At 44.1% G+C, this 21489-nt stretch carries 19 protein-coding genes and 1 pseudogene; 11 read left to right on the top strand and 9 right to left on the bottom strand.

Features of this window, described 5'->3' with window-relative positions; all coding sequences use genetic code 11:
* Positions 1-470 precede the first annotated feature (470 nt).
* The 3 genes from QUB12_RS23110 to QUB12_RS23100 form a co-directional block, all read right to left on the bottom strand.
* A complete protein-coding gene (locus tag QUB12_RS23110) occupies positions 471-1862 on the bottom strand; it encodes a hypothetical protein (RefSeq protein ID WP_333308524.1) in 1392 nt (463 codons plus the stop codon).
* A gap of 163 nt (positions 1863-2025) precedes the next feature.
* Positions 2026-2493, bottom strand: coding sequence for a hypothetical protein (locus tag QUB12_RS23105; RefSeq protein ID WP_333308522.1), 468 nt, complete (start codon positions 2491-2493; stop codon positions 2026-2028).
* A gap of 752 nt (positions 2494-3245) precedes the next feature.
* A complete protein-coding gene (locus tag QUB12_RS23100; RefSeq protein WP_333308520.1) occupies positions 3246-4742 on the bottom strand; it encodes a glycosyl hydrolase family 57 in 1497 nt (498 codons plus the stop codon).
* Between the two features lie 180 nt (positions 4743-4922).
* Here QUB12_RS23100 and QUB12_RS23095 point away from each other — a divergent pair, with 180 nt between their 5' ends.
* The 6 genes from QUB12_RS23095 (at position 4923) to QUB12_RS23070 (ending at position 9509) form a co-directional block, all read left to right on the top strand.
* Positions 4923-5651, top strand: coding sequence for an AIM24 family protein (locus QUB12_RS23095; protein ID WP_333142641.1), 729 nt, complete (start codon positions 4923-4925; stop codon positions 5649-5651).
* A 90-nt stretch (positions 5652-5741) separates the two neighbouring features.
* A complete protein-coding gene (locus QUB12_RS23090; RefSeq protein ID WP_333142640.1) occupies positions 5742-5930 on the top strand; it encodes a hypothetical protein in 189 nt (62 codons plus the stop codon).
* Positions 5927-6226 (top strand): hypothetical protein, encoded by a 300-nt coding sequence (locus QUB12_RS23085; protein ID WP_333142639.1) that lies wholly within the window; start codon positions 5927-5929, stop codon positions 6224-6226. Before QUB12_RS23090 ends, QUB12_RS23085 begins: the two co-directional genes overlap by 4 nt.
* A gap of 198 nt (positions 6227-6424) precedes the next feature.
* On the top strand, positions 6425-7900 hold the full coding sequence (glgA, locus tag QUB12_RS23080) for a glycogen synthase GlgA (protein ID WP_333308518.1): 1476 nt from the start codon (positions 6425-6427) through the stop codon (positions 7898-7900).
* A gap of 63 nt (positions 7901-7963) precedes the next feature.
* The gene (locus QUB12_RS23075) at positions 7964-8281 is read left to right on the top strand and encodes a hypothetical protein (RefSeq protein ID WP_333308516.1); all 318 of its coding nucleotides are present in this window, start codon (positions 7964-7966) and stop codon (positions 8279-8281) included.
* Positions 8282-8459: 178 nt separating this feature from the next.
* Entirely contained in the window at positions 8460-9509 is a 1050-nt protein-coding gene (locus QUB12_RS23070) for a Fe(3+) ABC transporter substrate-binding protein (RefSeq protein ID WP_333142637.1), read from the top strand.
* 65 nt (positions 9510-9574) lie between these two features.
* Here the strand turns inward: QUB12_RS23070 and QUB12_RS23065 are convergent, their stop codons facing one another.
* Together QUB12_RS23065 and QUB12_RS23060 are read right to left on the bottom strand one after the other, a co-directional pair.
* Positions 9575-10096 (bottom strand): pentapeptide repeat-containing protein, encoded by a 522-nt coding sequence (locus QUB12_RS23065; protein ID WP_333142636.1) that lies wholly within the window; start codon positions 10094-10096, stop codon positions 9575-9577.
* Positions 10097-10457: 361 nt separating this feature from the next.
* A complete protein-coding gene (locus QUB12_RS23060; protein ID WP_333308514.1) occupies positions 10458-12164 on the bottom strand; it encodes an iron ABC transporter permease in 1707 nt (568 codons plus the stop codon).
* Positions 12165-12290: 126 nt separating this feature from the next.
* Here QUB12_RS23060 and QUB12_RS23055 point away from each other — a divergent pair, with 126 nt between their 5' ends.
* Entirely contained in the window at positions 12291-13379 is a 1089-nt protein-coding gene (locus QUB12_RS23055; RefSeq protein ID WP_333308513.1) for an ABC transporter ATP-binding protein, read from the top strand.
* A 231-nt stretch (positions 13380-13610) separates the two neighbouring features.
* On the opposite strand, the pseudogene QUB12_RS23050 reads toward QUB12_RS23055, so the two are convergent.
* From QUB12_RS23050 to tnpB, 3 genes and pseudogenes are all read right to left on the bottom strand, one after another.
* Positions 13611-13697: pseudogene (locus tag QUB12_RS23050) on the bottom strand (Uma2 family endonuclease); the annotation flags it as partial.
* A gap of 489 nt (positions 13698-14186) precedes the next feature.
* Positions 14187-14957, bottom strand: a complete 771-nt coding sequence (locus QUB12_RS23045) for a TerC family protein (protein ID WP_333142633.1) — start codon at positions 14955-14957, stop codon at positions 14187-14189.
* A 134-nt stretch (positions 14958-15091) separates the two neighbouring features.
* Positions 15092-16258, bottom strand: a complete 1167-nt coding sequence (gene tnpB, locus QUB12_RS23040) for an IS200/IS605 family element RNA-guided endonuclease TnpB (protein WP_333142632.1) — start codon at positions 16256-16258, stop codon at positions 15092-15094.
* 397 nt (positions 16259-16655) lie between these two features.
* On the opposite strand from tnpB, the gene psaM reads away from it, so the two are divergent.
* The 3 genes from psaM to QUB12_RS23025 all read left to right on the top strand — a co-directional run bounded on the left by psaM (position 16656) and on the right by QUB12_RS23025 (position 18732).
* Positions 16656-16751: a photosystem I reaction center subunit XII gene (psaM, locus tag QUB12_RS23035; protein WP_015174804.1), complete on the top strand. Its 96-nt coding sequence runs from the start codon at positions 16656-16658 to the stop codon at positions 16749-16751.
* A 285-nt stretch (positions 16752-17036) separates the two neighbouring features.
* Positions 17037-17453, top strand: coding sequence for a slr1601 family putative cell division protein (locus QUB12_RS23030; protein ID WP_333142631.1), 417 nt, complete (start codon positions 17037-17039; stop codon positions 17451-17453).
* A 187-nt stretch (positions 17454-17640) separates the two neighbouring features.
* Positions 17641-18732: an RNA-guided endonuclease TnpB family protein gene (locus QUB12_RS23025; RefSeq protein ID WP_333142630.1), complete on the top strand. Its 1092-nt coding sequence runs from the start codon at positions 17641-17643 to the stop codon at positions 18730-18732.
* 212 nt (positions 18733-18944) lie between these two features.
* On the opposite strand, the gene ctpA is transcribed toward QUB12_RS23025, so the two are convergent.
* Positions 18945-20183, bottom strand: a complete 1239-nt coding sequence (gene ctpA / locus QUB12_RS23020) for a carboxyl-terminal processing protease CtpA (protein ID WP_333101772.1) — start codon at positions 20181-20183, stop codon at positions 18945-18947.
* A gap of 200 nt (positions 20184-20383) precedes the next feature.
* On the opposite strand from ctpA, the gene QUB12_RS23015 reads away from it, so the two are divergent.
* The gene (locus QUB12_RS23015; RefSeq protein WP_333142627.1) at positions 20384-21280 is read left to right on the top strand and encodes an AraC family transcriptional regulator; all 897 of its coding nucleotides are present in this window, start codon (positions 20384-20386) and stop codon (positions 21278-21280) included.
* The last annotated feature ends 209 nt before the right edge of the window (positions 21281-21489 follow it).

Below are 21489 nucleotides of genomic sequence, written 5' to 3'. Positions count from 1 at the left end.
AATCAAACTAAGTGCAGAGCCAATTCCCCCCTCACTTGGGGTTAATTTAGTACCCTGACCGCAATTAGTCTTAATACCGCATGGGTACTGAAGCTTGACATTAAAACTCCCTTTTAAATTCTGTCCTTTCTTAAAAGTCCAACCTTCTTCTCCGTAAACTATTCTTAAGTTTTCTAGGAATCTGTTTCTACCTCCTAGTTTTATCTCGCTAACGAAGGGGCTAGCCTTACTTAAGTTAAAAGGGTCATCTGGATCTAGTACATTTAAAGAAGTATAGCCTTTTCCATTGGGCAACTCAGACTCAGATATGTAATTGAATAGTCCACGATTCTGTGTGAGAGTAAACGCACTACTAGATTGACAGGAAAGCGTGGCTATTAAGCTAGTTGATAATACGAAAAAAAAGTCTCTGACTTGCATTGTTTTTACCTGTTTGGGAAATTAAACAAAAAGAAATAGTGATTCGCCATTCAAGGCTGGGTTATACGGAATTCAACAAAGGGAGTATCCACCCGCCCAGTCCAAACTTTTTCTATTGGCCGACTTGTGATCGACTGCCCTGCAAGGTTTTTCTTCTGTATGGTATTACTGATATTTTCATACCGGAAGCGGAAGTGATATATACCTGGCTTGAGTTCGTTAAAAGACCATGCACCACCACTGCCGTCAGAGACACCAAGCGAAAGTTGGTCGCACTTCCTCCAGGAGAGGTCGATATCTGGAAAAAGTGTCACACTTTTTCCAGGTGTGACTAACAGAAAATCAGATTCTTCAGGCCCTCTCATCCAGTCGCTAATATAGCCTCCCCGCAATATTTGACCATCTGGTATGACAAGACTTGGGGCAAAACTGCCATAAAAGCTGAAGTAAAATGAGGTTAGCGTGTTGTTGGTAATCCGCATACCAATCTGCACAGATTGGTATGAATTGTCACTCTTATTTGGCACAGTTAAGAATGGCTCCGGTATGAAAGTTTCAAAACGAATACCATCTACTTCCACTGCACTGTTATTCAACCCAACAGGTTGAAGTAGGCGAAAATTAGCTAAGGGAGTTACCAACTGACCTGTCCCAGCTACTTCTATTCTCTCTAGCGGCACTTCTTTTCCCTCTAGTAGTTCTTTAATATTAAAAACAGTGAAGGGATTCGTGTATACTATTGTCCCAGTCGGAGTTTCATAAGTGAATCGAACCTGATATTCCCCTGGCCCAAGAGTATCAAAAGACCAAGATTTATCGAGATCAATAGGGCTTTCATCGTAGGTGGGGCGATGTAATATCAGTTGAAGTAAATTATTTTGCCAAGACAGTCTTCCCTTCATAGAGGTGGATATCTGCTGTCTGACCCCAACTAACGAGCCATGATATTCTCCGTTCCCAACTTGCCTATTTATCGGTTCTCTTCGGTGCAGTGCTTGACCATCTGGTCCGAATATTTCTGGAATTAAAGCATCATAATCTATAGCCAAGGGAATAGGGGCTGGTGTATTATTAGTCAGGCTGACAGTAAAGCTGAATTCAGCAGTGACACCGGGCTTGTTTTCGGGGATAGATAGTGCCACAATTTCTGGCAATTCCACTTTCAGTTGGAGGCCATCTTGTTTAACGTTATTGCTGCGCTTAGATTTTCTAGATGCCATGTTTGTTACCTTTTCAACTTTTGAATTTTCATTGCCAACAGCTTGTATACTTCCATAGGTTACTACCAGGAGCGCAGCCATTACTAAAGCTAATAAAAACCGCAAAAGATACTTCATCGCCATCGGGATTATCAAATAATTAAAGAAAAAAACCGAAATTCCCTTGCATATAAGTGATAGACTGAGTTGGAAGGTATAAATCTCGCGCTCCTTTTGCTGCAAAACTCAGGCTGAAACCCATAGCCTCTTGACTCGTGAATGCAACTAACAAGGGTGTTGCTAAAAACATTACGATCGTTTGTGTGGTGGCCATTATGTATCCTCAATCAGTTATGTTTATACGAAGTGCTAATTATTAGGCGTAAATCCTTAATTAGTTTCATTTTCACTTTGTGGTTACTGGTTGCACTATGCAAAAGTCTATGAAAGGGGTAAAGACTTGCCCCACCCATACCATTTTTAAGCACTGTTTATCTATTAATTCGTCATAACCTTTTACTGCCGCATTAGTTACTTCGTATTTGAATCTAATCGAATAATTCCCCGTAGATGGTAGATAAAATTTCCAATATTCACGGTTGGTAAAAGGCATAAAAAGTCTTAAATCTCTATCCGGCCTTCTTTTTATTTTTGGATATCTTCGCTCCCAATAACACTGAGCGGTTTGAGAAAAAGTTACAGACTTTCCCGGCATAGTTAAGTGAAGATCGGATTCGTCAGGTACTCCTACTCCATCTGCCTGATAACCAGGATTAATATTTTGACCATCTGATGTTATAATTTCTGGAAGAAATTGGAAAAAACTAAAATAATAGGGAGTTGAAGTATTGTTAGTGATGGAAAAACCTAACACTACAGATGTATGATCGTCTTGCTTAAGCTGTTGTGCATTTAAATTGTATATTTCGAGTCCCGATCAAAAATCGTCAAATCCTCTCCCCCTCTCCCCTTCTCCCCCTCTCCCTCTCTAGTACCATAGGCAATCTAGATGCAACACAGCTTAGTTCTTTTTATCGGGACAGTCCACAGACGGTCTGACAGGATTGTTTCAAACCGAATGCCATCTACTTCAACGGCATTGTTGTCACTGGATTCTCCTATAGTCATGATGCTTGTCCTCCTTAAGCTGTTGTGCATTTAAATTGAATGTCAAAAAATAATCTAAGTCTTGTGGGGTGGGCGTCTCGCCCGCCCTGAATATGCAATTTAAATGCGTGACAGCTTATTGCTTTATCCTAAGAGTATGGCAGTAGCGCCTACGCTGATTTAAAAGAAGTTTGGTGAGATTATTTCCCAAGATTATCACAGTATCAAAGTTCTCCACAATCCAAAAATTTACTGAATTTAGTGACATCTAGAGAAGTCAATCAAATTTTTCCTAGTAATATTAGTTATGCCTAAAGTAAGATTTAAGAGAAAATCTTGACTTCTGTAGCTAAAAAGTTACAATAGATACTGTTTTTTATCGAGTTTGCTCTAAGATGCGAGGCAATCAGCGAATATAGGGTTGATATAAAATCCGGGTGCACTGGAATTATTTGTTTGTAAAATTTGGTAAAGTTCGCAGTTGCGGGTTTTTTGCCACACCGCAACTGCGAACTTTTCTTACTTCATTAAAGCAGCGCCGCGGTTGTAAAGTTCCCGCGCGTAATCAGTCCAAGTTCCCTGTCCCCAATAGCGAAAACAGCTTGTTTGCAGCAACAAATTGTACAGCAAAGCTTGCTGGTATTCAAACTGCTTGGTAACGGTGGCATCTTGCTGCACCCGCGCATCGTATTTTTTGTGGAATGCAGCGCTGAGTAGATTCATCGGTTCCAAGACATTTTCGTAGCCTTTCACCCAACTTAAATCGTTAGTCCAAGAAGCACCATCCATGTGAAAATTATGGTCTGTTTGCTTGAGTTGGGCGATCGCACTTTCCACTTTTTCCGGCGTCGCACTATCAGCATCGACTAGATGCCAGATTTTGTGCTGGTTAACCCCTTGACAAATGGGATAATCATCAGGATTAACACCCGCCGCTTCAATTATCTCCAAATATTCAGTGCCGTTTAAACCGACAACGCCGGATTTTCCCCCGCCTTGTTCGCGGTTTTCGTGCCAAGCTTTGACAAAAGCGCTGGGAAATTCATTCATCATCACGCCGCCATTTTCGCCGTCGGCAATTTGAGTAACTAAAGAAGGGACTGTGATATTGCCAATTTGCTGTTTATTGCGTCCTTTGGCTTCGTAATAAGGCTGCATTTGACCGACCAATTTCGTATCTGAACCTTGGGTTTTAATCAAAGCAGTAATACTGATTGTTTCGCCGCGAGAATTGCGGGCAACTAAACGGTTGGGAATATATTTTTGGTCTTGCGACAATCCCGAACCGTCTGGATTTTCTACAGAATGTTCTTGCACCATCAGCCAGCGATAGCCGCATTCTTTCAAAGCTTTGATGTATTCGTAAAGTGTATCTGGGTGATTGGGAAAGTGCATTTCTGGGGGCGAAAAACCTTTGACGCGCTTCAGGGCATCAATGCCAAAGATAGCGGCAAAATGATGTTGCCATGCTTGAATTTGGAGTTTGATGTCGGGAATGGGAGTTGAGGGAATGACGGCGTGACTCCACATTGTCCCCAGCCATTCTACGTGAGGTTGATATTGAGGATCGCAGGTAATCCGCTTGAGATTATCAAAGATATCGTCGCGTCCCATTTGGCGCAATCCCCACAATAAGTTGCCCGAATAGTCGAGCATAATTCGCGGGTTGCAGCCTTCGGCAATCAGTTGGGGGATAAATTCTCCCATGCGAGAATAGCACCAAGCAAAGACTGCGGCGTTGTGGTTGTCTCCTTGGTTGGGATGTTCAAACATATGCTGGAGATTGCCGATCAGTTCGCCGTTTGCACCCGCAGGAATGGTGGGTTGGTGCATATGCAGGGCGCAGGCGAATCCGGCTTGAATATTTTCCAGGCGCAGATTTGTGGTAGGTAGAAAGATTGGTTCGTTGCTATTGGCTGCGGCATTAATTTCTGCTTCGGAGCCGCAAATATGGGGTAATCCTGAGTTGATTTCTTGTAAAATGGGTAAATTGGGAGATTGTGCGATCGCAGGCATAAATTTTTCTCAACAATTGTGGAGGGGCGCTGTCTGCTATTGCTAAGATAGCTAGATACTTTAACAGTAGCAGAGGATGTCTGCAAAAGATAAATTACCCAAGATAAGTCCGGGAGCGCAGAAGCTCCTAATCTTGGGTAAAATGTTTAACACATTTCACGTAAATAGGCGAGGTAAATTATGAAATACGAAATCAAGCTTTTGGAACCGACGGATTTGTGGTACGTCCAAAATAACATCAATAAAGAAACCAACAAGTTTTACCATCCAACTAAAAATATTCCGTTGGTTCAGCAAGCGGAAATTCACTTGAACAATTCGGGAGTGATTATTCAAAAAGGTGCGCTGCATTGGTGTATGGGAAAATTGACTTCCGGTGTTTATAAAACGGATAACCGTTTAAAAGATATGTGGGTATCGTTGACTACGGAAATGGACTACAACGCTCCCGTATATCAAGGAACTGGTACGGTGAAACTGGAACCGAGACAAAAAGGGAATTTCCTGCATTATACGCCGATCGAGCTTTTGGATGCAGAGCAGTGGGAATTTGATGATGGTGTATTTCAGTTTTGTTCGGACAATGTAGTTATCGGTGCTAAAAAACTGAAATTCCGACAAGTGGCTGCTTCTAATGACGGTAGGTGGAGAATTGCTGTTACAGCTTTGCGCGAGCAAAAAGCTATAGTTGTAGCTGCTACAAATTCACCGGCTAAGGTTGTCGAACTCAAACAAGGTGAAACTTTGATAGCTGATTGCGATTTGGTGAAAGGATTTACCAAGGGGATTGAAGAAGATTATCGAAAATTAGGTCATTTTGGCAAAGGCGGTGGAGAGGGTTATGTTTGGTATTATCAGGGGAAAGGTAAATTATTAGTATGTGAAAATGATGCTATGGGTTTGGGATAAGTTGTTGCATTTTTGTCGAGCGGTATGAGAATGATGAGTGGGATTTATGTAAGATAAGGAGGAAGAAACATCGCACACAAATTTGCAGGCATGAAAGTGTCTGAGATTCTCAAAGGTAAAAAAGGTAGTAGAAAACAAGCACAGCTTCCGGCAAATTCGCCAAGTTGGGAAGAATTTAGCGAAATGATATGGGAGCAAATAGAAAGAGGTGCTGAAGAAAATCTCCCCGGCTTTAAGATGGTTCGCAAATTGTTGAGCGATCGGAGATTTGATAGATGAAAAATAATGGATTTGACCAAGTAATATTATTTTTGCAAAAATTGCAAAAACAGGCTATCGATTACAGTTTAGCGCATCATCGCGATGAAGCTCTGATGGTAATTGTAGCTGTACCTGGGGAACGGTGGGAAATTGAATTTTTGAGTGATGGTTCGGTGGAGGTAGAGAAGTTTGTCAGTAATGGAGAAATTGTTGGAGAAGAAGCTTTGAGTGAGTTATTCGATCGCTATTCGGAACTAGACGAGACAAATGGCGATTTGACTCAAAAGATTGAGTTGACAAATGTGAGAAGATGAGTTATGTTTTGCGGAATTTGCGATCGAGTTGCAGCAATGCCGAAACGATATCGCCGATCGCAACCGCCGCAAATTCGGCTTCTGGGAGCCCGATCGCCCTGTATTCCCAATGGCCTACTTGCTTATTTGGCGAGAAACCATATACTTTGTCATGTTAAGAAAATATCTTTTTGATTCATCCAGGAGCGACAAAAAAAAATGTACATAGTACAAATTGCCTCAGAGTGCGCCCCCGTCATCAAAGCAGGGGGTTTGGGCGACGTAGTTTACGGCTTGAGTCGGGAGTTACAGAATTCCGGCCACTGCGTCGAGATTATTCTACCGAAGTACGACTGCATGAGGTACGACCACATTTGGGGACTTCACGAGGCCTACCGGGATTTGGCTGTGCCCTGGTACGGCGGCGAAATCCTCTGCGATGTGTTGTGCGGCTGGGTGCACGGGCAGTTGTGTTTTTTCATCGAACCTCGCTCTCAAGATAACTTTTTTAATCGCGGCTGTTATTACGGGTGCAATGACGACAATATGCGGTTTGCATTTTTCAGCAAAGCCGCTTTGGAATTTTTGCTCAGAAGCAACAAACGTCCCGATGTGATTCACTGTCATGATTGGCAAACTGGTTTGGTGCCAGTCTTGCTGTTTGAAATTTACAAATACAATTGGATGGAATATCAGCGAGTCTGCTATACCATTCACAATTTCAAACATCAAGGCATGGGAGGTAGCGATATTTTGCAAGCAACGGGTTTGCACAGACCGGATTATTATTTTGATTACGATCGCCTCCGAGATAACTTTAACCCTTTTGCTATCAACTTTATGAAAGGCGGCATTGTTTACTCGAACTTTGTCACCACGGTTTCGCCGCATCATGCTTGGGAAGCTCACCTCGGCGAGTGTGGCTACGGTTTGGGCCACACATTGCATTTATATCAAGAGAAGTTTCGCGGCGTGCTCAACGGCATTGATTATGATGTCTGGAATCCCGATGGCGATCGCTATATTCCTCACCACTACAATCAGGAGGATTTGGCAGGAAAAGCCAAAACTAAAAAAGCTTTGCGCGATCGGCTGTTACTGCGCGATGCTGACAAGCCTATTATTACCTTTATCGGTCGTTTGGACGACCAAAAAGGCGTTCATCTCGTCCACCATGCAATTTATTACTCTCTGAGTAAGGGAGCGCAATTCGTGCTTTTGGGCTCCGCGACGGAAGCCGGAATTAACGCGCATTTCCAGCACGAAAGACAGTTTTTAAATGATAATCCAGACTGCCATTTAGAACTAGGTTTTAATGAGGAACTGTCGCACTTAATTTACGCCGGTGGGGATATGATTGTGGTTCCCAGTAATTACGAACCCTGCGGGCTGACTCAGATGATCGGGTTGAGGTACGGCACTGTTCCTGTGGTGCGGGGAGTTGGCGGTTTGGTGAATACTGTGTTCGATCGAGATTACGACACCCGCCACCTCCCGGAAGAACGCAACGGTTACGTGTTTTACCAAAGCGACTACTACGCTTTAGAGTCGGCGCTCGATCGCGCGATCGGATTGTGGTATGACTATCATGATGAATTTGAAAAACTCATGCTTCAAGGCATGAATTGTGACAATTCGTGGAACTATCCAGCTAAAGACTATGTGGAAATTTACGAGCTAATTAGACACAAATAATCCGTAGGATCTCAGATGCTGCACCATTGTCAAGAACGGGCTCTGGGGCCCGTTCCACAAAGAATGAGTTTTCTCGCTTCACAGGCCGTCCAGCCTGTTCATAAAAGGCTTATTGAGAATGGTGCAACATCTCAGATGAAATTGTTGTGGGGAGTAGGGGTTGGGCGTCCCGCCCGCCCGAAAAATACAACGCAAGATGCCCGACAGCTTATAAAAAAGTCTTTGCGTAAAAAAAATTGCCGGTTGAGCGAAGTCGAGACCGGATTTCTGACCACGAATTTCAAAGGTGGTACCCGCCACGTGATTTATCCGTGGAATCAATCCAAAATCGAAAATCGAAAATCCTCAAGAAAGAGCATTTATCCGTGGGGTCGCCTCTAAAATCTAAAATCTAAAATCTAAAATCGATTGACCAGCAGTGCGTCAGCCCTAAAATAGTTACGATCTCGATCATCAAATAAGAATTACTTGCATTAATATAGTAAAGCACTGACTATAGATGGCTGTAGAGAGACCATCGTGTCAATTACCAGATGAAAAAATCTATCATTATAGAACAATGAGCATTTCTCGGCGTATTTTTCTTGCCAGCGGTACAGCAATGGCTGTCGTGGCCGTGGGGGAACTAAGCAAAAAAGCCCCTGTCGCAGCCCAAACCGGGACTCTCAACCTTTATTCAGCACGTCACTACGACACTGATAATGAGTTGTACCAAAGCTTCACCAAAAAAACTGGGATCAAGGTTAACCTCGTTGAGGCGGATGCTGACCAACTAATTGAACGGATCAGAAGTGAAGGTGCAAATAGCCCCGCTGATGTTTTCATCACGGTGGATGGTGGGCGTTTGTGGCGGGCCAAACAAGCAGGTATTCTGCAACCTGTTTCTTCAACAATCCTGACATCGGCAATTCCAGCAAGTTTGCGAGATCCTCAAGGTTTCTGGTTTGGTCTATCGCGCCGGGCACGGGTGATTGTTTATAACAAAAGCAAGGTGAACCCGACCCAATTGTCAACCTATGAGGCGCTGACAGAACCTCGGTGGAAAGGCAAAGTTTTAGTGCGATCGTCCACTAATATCTATAATCAGTCTCTGGTTGGGGCTATGTTAGCGGTTCATGGAGCTCAAAAAACAGAAGCTTGGGCACGAGGATTGGTGGCTAATTTTGCGCGTCCTCCAGAAGGAAATGATACGGCGCAAATCAAGGCTGTTGCTGATGGGGTAGGCGATATTGCCATTGTTAATACCTATTATGTAGCTCGCTTAATGAAATCGAAAGATCCAGCAGAAAAAGCGATCGCGGCGAAAGTAGGTGTATTTTTCCCGAACCAGCGCGATCGCGGTACCCACGTCAATATTAGTGGTGGAGGTGTAGTCAAAACCTCCCGTAACAAAGCAGGCGCGACCAAATTCTTGGAACACTTAGCCAGTCGCGAAGCGCAACAAATTTTTGCTAGGAGTAATAACGAATACCCTGTGATTTCAGGTGTGGCGATCGATCCTGTAGTGGCAAGTTTTGGTACATTCAAATCTGACCCTCTCAACCCTGATGTGTTTGGGAAAAATAACCCCGAAGCTTTAAAGGTTGCCGATCGGGCAGGATGGAAATAGAGGCTTTTTGAACAAGAAGCTACTCTTTGTGATTCGGCGGTTGAAACCGCCGAATCCCATAAACTTTAATTTTTAATTTTACCATCCGGCATGATAGCGCCTTTCAGGTTGGCCCCTTTCAGGTTTGCCCCAGTCAAATCAGCACTATTTAAGTCAGTTTCACTTAAATCGGCATTACTAAGATTGGCATTATTCAGTTTTGCCCCTCGCAAAAAAGCCCCCTTGAGATTTGCATTACTCAAATCAGCATTTGTGAGATCAGCAGAAAATAAACCTGCTTTTTCCAGAGAAGCAGCTTTTAAATTTGCACCTTTGAGATTGACGCTATCGAGTAAGGCTTCATTAAGTTTGACATTTTCTAGCATAGCACCTTCCAACTTAGCACCGTTGAGATTAGCACTTGTTAAATCAATGTCACTTAACTTAGTATCAGTCAGGTCACATCCTGGACATTGCTTAGTTTTTTGTAATGTTTCGAGAGGGCTGGCCGCCTGTTTTTGGCATCCAAAGGTGACAAAAATAGTAAGCAGTAAGAAGGAGATTGTGCCAGTAGTGCGGTTAAACATTGCTAAGTTTTTATTAATCATCTTAATTTATGAAGGAAAAAAGAAGATGGAAGAAGGGTTGATACATTCTCCTGAAACCCGCCAGGGAATAAATTCCCTGTCTAATAGCTAAAGTCGGTTGAAACCGACATCTTGCACCATTGTCAAGAACGGGCAAGATGCCCGTTCCACAAACAGTAGATTTTCTTGTGGAACAGGCCGAAAAGCCTGTTCCTAAACAAGTAATTGAGAGTGGTGCAAGATGTGAGTTGAAACCGACTGAAATCCTAGCTGTATAGTCGTCTTCAGACGAGTTTCGCTATGAGACAGGGGTTTCAACCCCTGTCGGACTATAGCTTTAAAAGAATCAATCACCTGTGCAAGCAGGGAAGAGATTTGGCGGTTATAGTGTTGAAGACTTGCGCGATCGCGCAATTTTCCAACTTAATAAAATAACCGGTAACATCCCCACTAAAACAATTGCCAAGGCTGGGCCAGAAGCTTCCGCCAATCGCTCATCTGAGGCAAGTTGATAAGTTCGCACAGCCAAGGTATCAAAGTTAAAAGGTCTAATAATTATAGTAGCAGGTAACTCTTTCATTACATCAACGAATACTAACATCATGGCAGTTAGTAAACCTCCCGTCATCATTGGTGTATGAACTGTAACTAAAGTTTGCATCGGGCTATAACCCAAACTTCTCGCCGCATCATCTAAATTAGGCTTGATTTTGCTCAAACTTGACTCCACGGCATTTAAAGAAACAGCTAGGAAGCGAACTATATAGGCAAATACCAAAGCTGCGATCGTACCACTTAACAACAAGCCTGTAGAAATTCCCCAGTTTTCACGCATCCAACTATCAAATAGATTGTCAAATTTTCCAATGGGAACCATAATCCCCACTGCAATCACAGAACCAGGTACAGCATAGCCCATTGCCGCAACTCTAGTTCCTAACTGCACTCCTAAATTAGGATATAACCGTAAGCCATAAGCCATAATCAAGGCAATAACTACGGCTAATATTGCTGTCAGTGTTGCCAAAATTAAACTATGACGGGCAAAGATCCAAAAACGTTCATCTAAAGTGACTTGCCAATTAGCTAAAGTCAACTTGCCTAAAAGACCTGCTGGCAATAAAAAACCAAAAAACAGCGGCAGGAAACAAGCCATTACCGCTAAAATTTCCCGGATTCCTTTAAGTTGATAAGTTGGTAGTTGGCGATAGCGGCTGCTAGCTTGATAATATTTAGTCCGACTTCGAGACCAGCGTTCTAGTAAAATTAAACCCAGAACAAATAATAATAGCAGGGCAGCTAATTGATTGGCAGCAATTCGTTCTCCCATGCCAAACCAAGTCCGATAAATACCTGTGGTGAATGTATCAACTCCAAAATACTGAACAGTACCATAATCGTTGAGAGTTTCCATCAAAGCCAGTGCTAAACCTGCAACAATTGCTGGTCTAGCCATTGGTAAGGCAACTGTCATAAAACTCCGCCAAGGGCTACAGCCGAGTATTCTACTAGCTTCTAGGGTACAAGTTGATTGCTCCAAAAAGGCAACTCTTGTTAATAGGTAGACGTAGGGATATAAAACTAAGATTAGCATTAAGATTGCTCCAGGGAGCGATCGCACGTTAGGAAACCAATAGTCTCCATAACTCCAGCCAAAAATATAACGCAAAGCACTTTGAACTGGGCCTGAAAATTCTAAAAAGTCTGTATAAGTATAAGCTAGCACATAAGCTGGGGCCGCTAAGGGTAACAGTAATGCCCATTCAAATACGCGACTGGCCCGAAAGCGACACATTGTTACTAGCCACGCACATCCTACCCCAATCACGACAACACCAAAGCCTACACCGATCATTAACCAAAAAGAGTTGATGATATAACGAGTTAAAACTGTATCGGTTAGATGTTGCCATGTATCTTTAGCTTCCACAAAGATACTGGATAAGACACTGAAAACTGGTATGGCGATCGGCAATGCTAAAGCAATAACCGCAAGCGTCCACCCACTAGCGGATAAGCCGCGTAAGGTCGATCGCCATTGGATTGTCCTAATTGCTGTTTTTTGTAGTGATTGTTGGGAATTTTTCATCGCTAGTAAATTGTCTAGCTTGCTAGTTTATCAGTAGGTGTAAACATTTGTCAAGTCTTTCTGACAATTTATATCACTAAACAGGTTTATTGTAGAATAGTAAGTTGTTGATTATTTATAGCAATAATGGCTCGACCGATAATTCTGCATTTGGATGGTGTAACAAAACAGTATGCCCAAGCAGCATCACCTGCGGTGGCATCTGTCACCCTGACCTTACATCAAGGAGATATACTGGGGTTGTTGGGGCCATCGGGTTGTGGGAAAACAACGTTGCTGCGGTTAATTGCGGGTTTTGAACAGCTACAAGCAGGGACGATCGCTCTAGCAGGAAAAACTGTAGCCAGTGTTAATATGTCAGTGCCGCCGGAACAGCGAGACATTGGTATGGTGTTTCAAGACTATGCACTCTTCCCCCATTTGACGGTCGCCAAAAATGTAGCTTTTGGCTTGACGCATCAAGGAAAAGAGTCAAAGCATAATATTCAGAAAGGTGTCACCGAAGCATTAGCATTGGTGGGATTAGAAGGATTAGAAAACCGTTATCCCCATGAATTATCCGGGGGTCAGCAACAGCGAGTGGCCCTGGCCCGTGCTTTAGCCCCTAGACCTGCGATTATTTTACTAGATGAACCATTGAGTAATTTAGATGTACAGGTACGGTTAAGATTGCGTCAGGAAGTCCGCGAGATTCTCAAAGCAACGGGAACCTCTGGTGTATTTGTCACCCACGATCGCGAAGAAGCACTTTCGATTTCAGATTGGGTAGCGGTGATGCGTCAAGGCCAATTAGAACAGTTTGGCACTCCAGAGGAAGTTTATCAAGAACCAGCATCTAGATTTGTGGCTGAGTTTGTGACGCAAGCTAATTTTGTGTCTGCATCGCTGAAGCAGGATTTTTGGGAAACAGAAGTAGGTTGTTTTGCTGTTAAAGGATATTCATCTTCACAAGTTCCTTGTGATGTTTCTACTGAAGGAGAATTGATGATCCGGCAGGAAGACTTGAGTTTATACTTAGATGAAGATTCGGCTGTTGTGGTTTGCGATCGTCAGTTTTTAGGTAGAGAAAATCGTTATTGTTTAAAAACACCTTCGGGCGAAAAGTTATATGCCCTCACAACCACAGGAAATGTTTTTCCCATTGGTTCTAAAGTTCGGTTATCTTGTGGTGATAATTCTCCCTTAGCTTTCTTTGTCGGTAAGCCTAGGTCATAGCTAAGGACTAATTGCTAATAGACATCTCGCAAAAAGAATCTCAAACCGTTGCCCTATGTAGAAAAGGTTATTTGCAGCCACTCAACAGGAAGGTTACATTTTTTCCCGACAGGTGAATGCGATCGCCTGCAACTCCTTCCCCTCGCCCGCCTTATTTCCCTAAAGCCTCAAAAAATACAGCAACCACCAAGGCTAAAATCAGATCTGGATCGATCGCCAATATACCACCAACCCCGTCAGCAACAAATTCCCCTCGCTATCCCACCACCGTAACCATTGCTGAGTCTGATTTTGGTAACTGCCTTCCCATAGGGCCAAGTTTAGTTCCATAAGTTCGATCGGCTACTGAAGGTTGATTAACAGTAAGACTTTTTCTGACATTTGCTAACAATCACTTACATTTGCCTTCTGGTCTTCATGTCATATAGAATGAATTTAGCCACTCAGATGTAGGTGAAAAACCTTGGTAGTACGCAACCGCTATATAAATAAGTTGCCTCTACATTATCAAAGCAAATAATCAGATTGGCGTGGGGCTGTAAGCGATAACCAAGCTGAAGGCAAGAATATAAGTGCTTGTAGAAATTTCTACGGGCATCGGTTGATACGCCTTGGTTGAGATAGGATCTCAACTTATGTATTTGTTAGCAAATGTTAGCAAAAAAGTATCGGAAACAATATTACAACATAAAAGCCTTTCATCCCGGTGACTTTAGTCTGGGGATGAAAGGCTTTTGCACGTTTTGACCAGCCTTCAATCTTGTGGGCTTGACAGATTTAAGCTAATTTTATTCAAATGAAAGTATGTTAATTTTCGGACTTTTGTCCTTGCGATTCCGGCAGTGCAACTTCTGAATCCGGCTGAGTGAGAGCCATTTCTAGAGATTTTGCAATCTCGACTGACTCAGGAGTACGCTTAGAAAATCCCCAGATAAACATCAAGACAATACTGGAAACTAACAGCCATTGCGGAGGAACTAAATCGGGATTAATTACTTTCACCAACAACCGCATTCCCACGAACCCAACTGTGATGTAACCAGCACTTTCTAGGTGAACGAACTCATCCAGCCAGCGGATGAACAACCCGGCCATGAATCGCAGGGCAATAATTCCAATAGTAGCGCCTGTTACGACGATAAAAGTGTTGTCAGACACAGCGATCGCAGTAGTAACGCTATCCAATGAAAACGCTAAATCCGTAAAAGCAATCATGGGAATTGCTTGCCACACAGACGCAAATCTGGGCCCGTGATGTTCTCCTTCGGAGTCTGTCTCTGAAGTAAAATGTTGGAAAACAAGCCACAGCAGGTAGAGAGCACCAAGCAGCTCAAACTGCCAGTATTGGATCACCCAAGTAGCCGTTAAAATTAGGGCGATCCGCAGTACAAAAGCAATTATCAAACCCAAGTTGAGAGCTCTTTGCTGATCCTTGGCATCTTCTAAACCTTTAGAAATAGACGCCAGGGCGATCGCGTTGTCAGCCGAAAGTACAGCCTCCAAAGCCACCAAAACCAACAATAATAAAAAGCCGTCAACTCCAAAATTGGGTGAAGCGTCGAGAAATTGATCTAGCATTAACTATTTTGTGCACCTAAAATTGGCAAGGGTCGAGCGCAGCGCAAATTACCCGCTCTGTCTAACATTAGTGTCACCTTCACGTGAACTACCAGACGCTGACCACTTCATTGGTACAGCGCTGGCTTCCTGATTCAACGGGGCGGCGCGTCCAACAAAACCGAAGTTTTGCCAGATCGACTTACATCCCCTCCACAGGCAGAAGCGCTAGTTCCTAACGCCAAAATCCGCAAGGCTTCATTTCTAATGTTGAGGGCTGCATTTACATCACGGTCATGATGAGTACCACAATGTTTACAAGTCCATGCCCTAACATCAAGAGTGAGATGCTCAACTTGATTTAGGCAGGCATGACAAGTTTTTGAGCTAGGAAACCATCGATCAATCTCAATGTATTGTTTACCTTCACTTTGGGCCTTGTACTTAAGCATTGTGCAGAACATACCCCAGCCAACATCACTAATGGCTTTGGCTAAATTATGATTCTTGACCATGCCTTTGATATTGAGATTTTCTACTGCAATAACTTGGTTTTCGTTAACTATCTTGCGGGATAGCTTTTGTAGAAAATCTTCCCGGCATCGGGCAATCTTGGAGTGAACTTTTGCCACCGCCCGTCTTGCCTTTTTCCTGTTTTGACTGCCTTTCTTTTTGCGATCGAGCTTTTGTTGTTTACGTTTTAAGTTTCGTTGACGTTTGACGAAATACTTGGGATTGCCGAACTTAGAACCATCACTGGTAATCGCAAAATGAGTTAACCCTACGTCAATGCCAATAGCTTTATCTGCTGGGACTAACTCAGGCTGTTCTTTCCCATCGTCAATCAAAACAGAAACAAAATGTTTACCGTCCGGGTTGCGAGATACGGTAACGGTCTTGATATCGCCCTCAAAATCACGATGTCGCCGACAGAAAACTAAACCAATCTTAGGTAGGTTGATATAGTCACCGTCGAATTTGACATTTTGAGGGTAGCTGATCGACTGCCTGCCATGCTTGGCTTTGAACTTGGGCAGCATCGCCATCTTGTCAAAGAAGTTTTTGTAGGCAGTAGATAAATTCAATGCAACCACCTGCAAGCATTGAGAATAAGGTTCTTTTAACCATTCGTATTCTTTTTTGAGTGCAGGGAGCAAGCCTTGTATGTATGCCCTAGATAGTCCTTTGCCAGTATTCTTGTAAGTTTCTTGACATAGATTCAAAGCATAGTTCCAGAACCATCTCGCACAGCCAAAAGACTTTGCAAGCAAGACATCTTGCTCATCTGTGGGATAAATTCTGTACTTGTAAGCTTTATACATTTATCAAGGTTGCAGAATACCGATAAAATTATCATAGCGCACAAAAAGGATATTGATTCGCTCTCGCTCAATTTATTTTCGGGCTGCGTTTTCATCCCGACGCTCACCTTCGGTAGAGCGCAAGACTTCCCATTCGCATTAGTTAAATCTTAACCTAACGCGGTAGTTCTGTGCGAGGCGATCGTCCCAACAACGTCGGAAGGAAGCAGTCCCAGGAAACAAGGAAAAATTCTCCCCCTCCGACACTCAAAAACAGCGCCACTGCGCCACTGCGCTACTGCCCCACTCCTCCCCGGAGGCAGCATTTGTGTTGCAAGTTGTAACAAATGATTCCCAAAAGCGCCAATTTGTCTCAAATTAGTGAAAGCTCGTCCCCGCGAAAAGGAGTTTTGCGAATATGTCTTTAACAGATACCCAAGTCTACGTAGCGCTCGTAATTGCTTTGATTCCCGGAATCTTGGCTTTCCGGTTGTCAACTGAACTGTACAAATAGTTTCCAGACACCAGTTGCGAACTGCAAAACGCCTGCCTGACCAGTTAAATCTCTCGCATTACAGATACAGACAATTGCTGCCCCAGTGCAGTAGATTGTTTGTGTTCCGCAAGACGAGACTGCAAGGGCAGGCATTTTTATGGGAAAATTCCGTCTTAAGGCGTCACCTTTGTCTCAACAATTTTGGCTGTCAGCACCCTGACAAACAGCGGCGAGTGTGCGTTAAGCTCAGAATTTGCTCTGTTGAACTCTAAAACGTCAGTCTCAGGTATTTGAAAAAAAATTATGCAAGCGATTCAACCCACCGTTACCCCACTGCGTCCTGTAAAAAACTCCCCTCGGGTTACTCCTCGTCGCAACAGCAGCCGCCAGCGTTCCTACCCTCACCAAACCCTCGCGGCCGAAACAGGGGTCAAGTTGGCAGTCAACATGGTACTTTCAGTCTGTGCCACTTCTGCTTTGCTTCAGCTTTGGCCTCACTACCGGGCGGTGCAAGAAAAATTGCACGAAATCCAAGCTGAAGTCAATCTTACCCAAGGGCGAGTAAATCAGTCGCGATCGGACTTTAACCGCTACTTTGACCCTAGTCTTGCTAAAACTGTGATGCAAGAGCAAAGCAACCAAGCTGACCCGCAGCAGCGTCCGGTGATTTTGCAAGAAGCCGAGGTGCCCGACGCCGAGGAATCAACCCCCCAACCTTAAGGGAAGGGCTGTTTTGGGTTTGGATATCACGTCCGATGTGCATCATTCTTTTATGTCATTGGTTCGCACAGCGAACAATGACAGATGAATCTGTCGGACGTGATATCAGTTTTGAATAAAAGAGCAAAACTTAAGTGCCAAATACTTTGCTAAACTTATTCACAGTTAATCACCGAGAGGAAGTTTCATGTTTGCTGTCAAGCGGGCGCTAAAATTAAATAACAAGGAAGCGACGTTGATGGCAAAACACGCAGGATTCCGGCGCGTAGTTTTCAATTTTGGGTTGAGCCTGCGAACTCAAATGTACAGTGAGGGGAAATTTACCGACTCGAAGGTACTCAACGAAGTCAAGAAGGTTCTCACCAATCACGTCAAGAAAACGTCTGAATTTGCTTGGATGAACCAGTTGTCTAGCCGAGTTTATCAAAACGCTTTGATTGACTTAAAAGATGCTTTTAGTCGATATCGTTCGGGGAAAGCAGGTCATCCGAAGTTCGCCAGCCGCCGAGACGGTCAATCTTTTACGGTTGATTCATCTAACGGTAAAGTTTTGTTAGTCGCTGGTAGCACTATCAAGATTCCTACGTTGGGAACTTTTCGACTTTTTGAGCCGTTAGAATGTGGTTTTATTTCTCAAACTTTTACGGTTTCAAAAGAAGGGAATCGCTGGTTTGTTTCCTTTTGTGTTGATGCAGAGCGCCTGCCCGGTGGGCAGTCTGAAGGTTCTGTGGGAATTGATGTCGGCATCAAGTATGCGGCCACGCTATCAACCCAACAGAGTTTTGATGCACCAAAGCCGCTAAAGCAAGCGAAAACCAAGCTTGCTACTTTACAGCGCCAAGCATCTAAACAGGTAAAAGGCTCTCGAAATCAGCGCAAAACCTACAACAAAATTAGTCAGATCCATGCACGAGTCGCTCGTATTCGCTTAGACTTCCTTCACAAGTTAACAACTTACCTAGCTAAAACTTTCAAGCTAATTAAGATTGAGAACTTGAATGTTCAAGGAATGATGGCGAATCATAAGTTAGCTGGAGCAATATCTGACCTGGGATTTTACGAATTCAAACGTCAGCTCGACTACAAATGCCAAATGTATGGAGCTAGTTTAGTGCTAGTAGACCCGTGGTTCCCTAGTACGAAAACATGCTCAAATTGTGGCACAAAAAAAGATATGCCACTAAGCGTTCGGACTTTTGACTGTCCTACTTGTGGCATATCTTTGGATCGGGATTTTAACGCAAGTTTGAATATTTTAAATTGGGAACCCTCGGCTTGAGGGGAATAGCCTACTTATCTTGGGATTAGCCGTCTACCCAACAGCGTAGGAAGTGAACTCGAATTGTGTCTAAAAATGAGTTTAGACAAGTTTAGATAAGTTTCACGAAGCAGTTTTTAGGATGATTCTTGTCTGTCGTGGCGAAGCAAACGCAGAGACAGACAGACCTGCGTATTGTCACCTATTGCAATCTCAAAACTTTAAACTCAGGCTTATACTGACTTTGCCAGCACGGTTTTTTCTTTCAGTAGTTGCAGTGCAGCTTGATATTGCAAGTCTGCTGCGGTGCCGATTTGATCGCGCGCGATGGGTTCCAAAGGCACTACGCGATCGGGCGCAATCCCCAGCTTGTTAATATCTTTATGGTTCGGTGTCTCGTACTTAGCAACAGTCACGGCTAACCCGGAACCGTCAGACAAATCAAACAGGGACTGAATCAGTCCTTTGCCAAAAGTCTTTTCTCCTACCAGTTGAGCTCTGCCGTTATCTTGCAGCGCACCCGCCAAAATTTCGCTAGCACTGGCAGTTCCCTTGTTCACCAAAACAATCAGCGGATCGTTAGTTAGGGCTTGTCCAGAGGCTTCAAAACTGCCGAGAATGCCTTGTCTGTTGACCGTGTAGACGATCGTCCCGGAATCGAGCCACAAGCGGGCAATTTCAATCCCTGCTTGCAACAGTCCGCCCGGGTTGTTCCGCAGGTCGAGAATGTAGGCGGCGGCTCCTTGTTTTTCCAAGCGGTCGATCGCGTGAGCGACTTCTTCAGTGGCGTTAGCGCTGAATTGACTCAAGCGAATGTAGCCCACCGGCAAATTCTCCGACGCCGACTGCAATTCGGCGTAAACCGGATTCAGAGCAATGCGATCGCGCACTAGCTCAATGTCCTCAGCAGCGTCCCTCCCCTCGCGCCCCAAGGTCAAGGTAACGGGAGTGCCGATGCGGCCACGCATTCGAGTTGCTGCTTCGTCTAGGCTCAATTCTGAGGTAGGAGTGCCGTCAATTTTCAGAATGCGATCGAGGGGTTGGATACCAGCTTTATCCGCCGGTGAGCCGGCCAAAGGAGCCACCACTGTCAGGGTATTTGTCTGGGGGTCGATCGCAATTTGCAGCCCCACACCCGTCAATTCTCCCGAAGTGTTGACCTGCAAACTGCGGTACTGTTCGGGTTTCAGCAGTCGAGTGAAGGGGTCGTCGAGATTGGCCAGCATCCCCTGAATCGCCGTGTAAGTCTGCTGTCTGTCGTTAAGCGGTTGCTTGACAGCTTTTTGGCGAATCGACCACCAGTTTTGAGAGTTGAAGCTGTCGTCCACATAAGAGCGATTGACAATTCGCCAAGCTTCGCTCAATAGCTGCTGTTCAGGAGTCAGCGCCGCCGCAGGCTGCGCCCACCCACCTAGAACTAGGACGACTTGGAGGCAAAGTACAATAGCAATCTGGAAAACTCGTCTGTGCATGATTTTTCTGTAAAATACCAGTAAGTATTACATTTTATGTATTTTAGGTTTGTACGCTCGGAACCCTGTTGCAGATTTAACTCAGATTTGTTTCCCGACGGTCAGTCCCGAAGGCACTCGGATGTTTAGAAGAATCCTCGCCGTAGAACGGCGAGGAGTTGTCAACTACAAAATAGCAACTCGTCCAGTCGGTGCCAGTTATGTCCCCACAGAAACCTTTAATTCTTGATTTTGCCAAGACAGACGGGATGAAAGTGATTCTCCCGCGCCCCGCAATCCTGTCGAGTCACGGCACAAAGTGGCAAGGAATTCATGTCGAATATCACTCTCAGCCGCCAAACGAATGTCCCGAACACTGTCTCGAACAGCACACGGTTGGCTTGATGCTCAATTCAGCCACACTAAAAGGAACAGTGAACGGGAAAAACTGCGGTAGCGAATCGTGGCAAAGTGGGCAGATGTTCATCGCTGCTGCTGGTACTTATTTCCAGTCAGTTGCAGCCGCAGACTATGAATTTATGGCGATCGCTCTTGAACCTACCGACTTCGACAATACAGTTGGCGAATCGATCAATTCAAATTCCATTGAAATTATACCGCAATGGCAAACCCGCGATCCGTTGGTTCACGGAATTGCCTGGGCTCTCAAAACCGAACTGGAATCAGGCGGATTAAACGGTACTCTTTATGTCGATGCACTGAAAAACGCGCTTTCACTGCACATACTGCACCGCTATGGCGCGAAAAAACCTAATCGGCGAGATGTGGGAGGCGGTCTTGACCCCGGTCAATTGCAGCTAGTTATTCACTACATTAATGAATTCATAAACCGAGATTTGCACTTAAGTGAACTTGCTAATTTAGTGAACATTAGTTCTTATCATTTCAGCCGTATGTTTAAACAATCGACTGGAGTCACGCCCCATCAGTACGTGACCCAGTGCCGAATTGAAAAAGCAAAACAGTTGTTGAAAAAACCGAAGTTATCAATAAAATATATCTCCCAGCAAGTGGGATTTCACGACCAAAGTCACTTTAGTAAGACATTCTGCAAAATTGTCGGTTTGACTCCTAAGCAATATCGCGATCGGCTTTAACAAAACTCAAGCCCCTGTCACATTAAAAGCAGTTTGTAGTTGCAAAGTATTTTCGCCTAGGGCTTGCGGGGATTCAGAAACCGGGTTTTTTGCCCGATCGGGAAACCTGTGTATTTTGGTACAAAACCCGGTTTCTTTGGTAAGCTGTTCTGCCTTTAAATTGTATGTCAAAAAAATTTAAAGTCTTGTGGGGAGTAGGGGTTGGGCGT

This window comes from Microcoleus sp. B7-D4, from assembly GCF_036705125.1.
GTDB lineage: Bacteria > Cyanobacteriota > Cyanobacteriia > Cyanobacteriales > Microcoleaceae > Microcoleus.
This window is presented reverse-complemented; position numbering and strand designations above follow the sequence as displayed.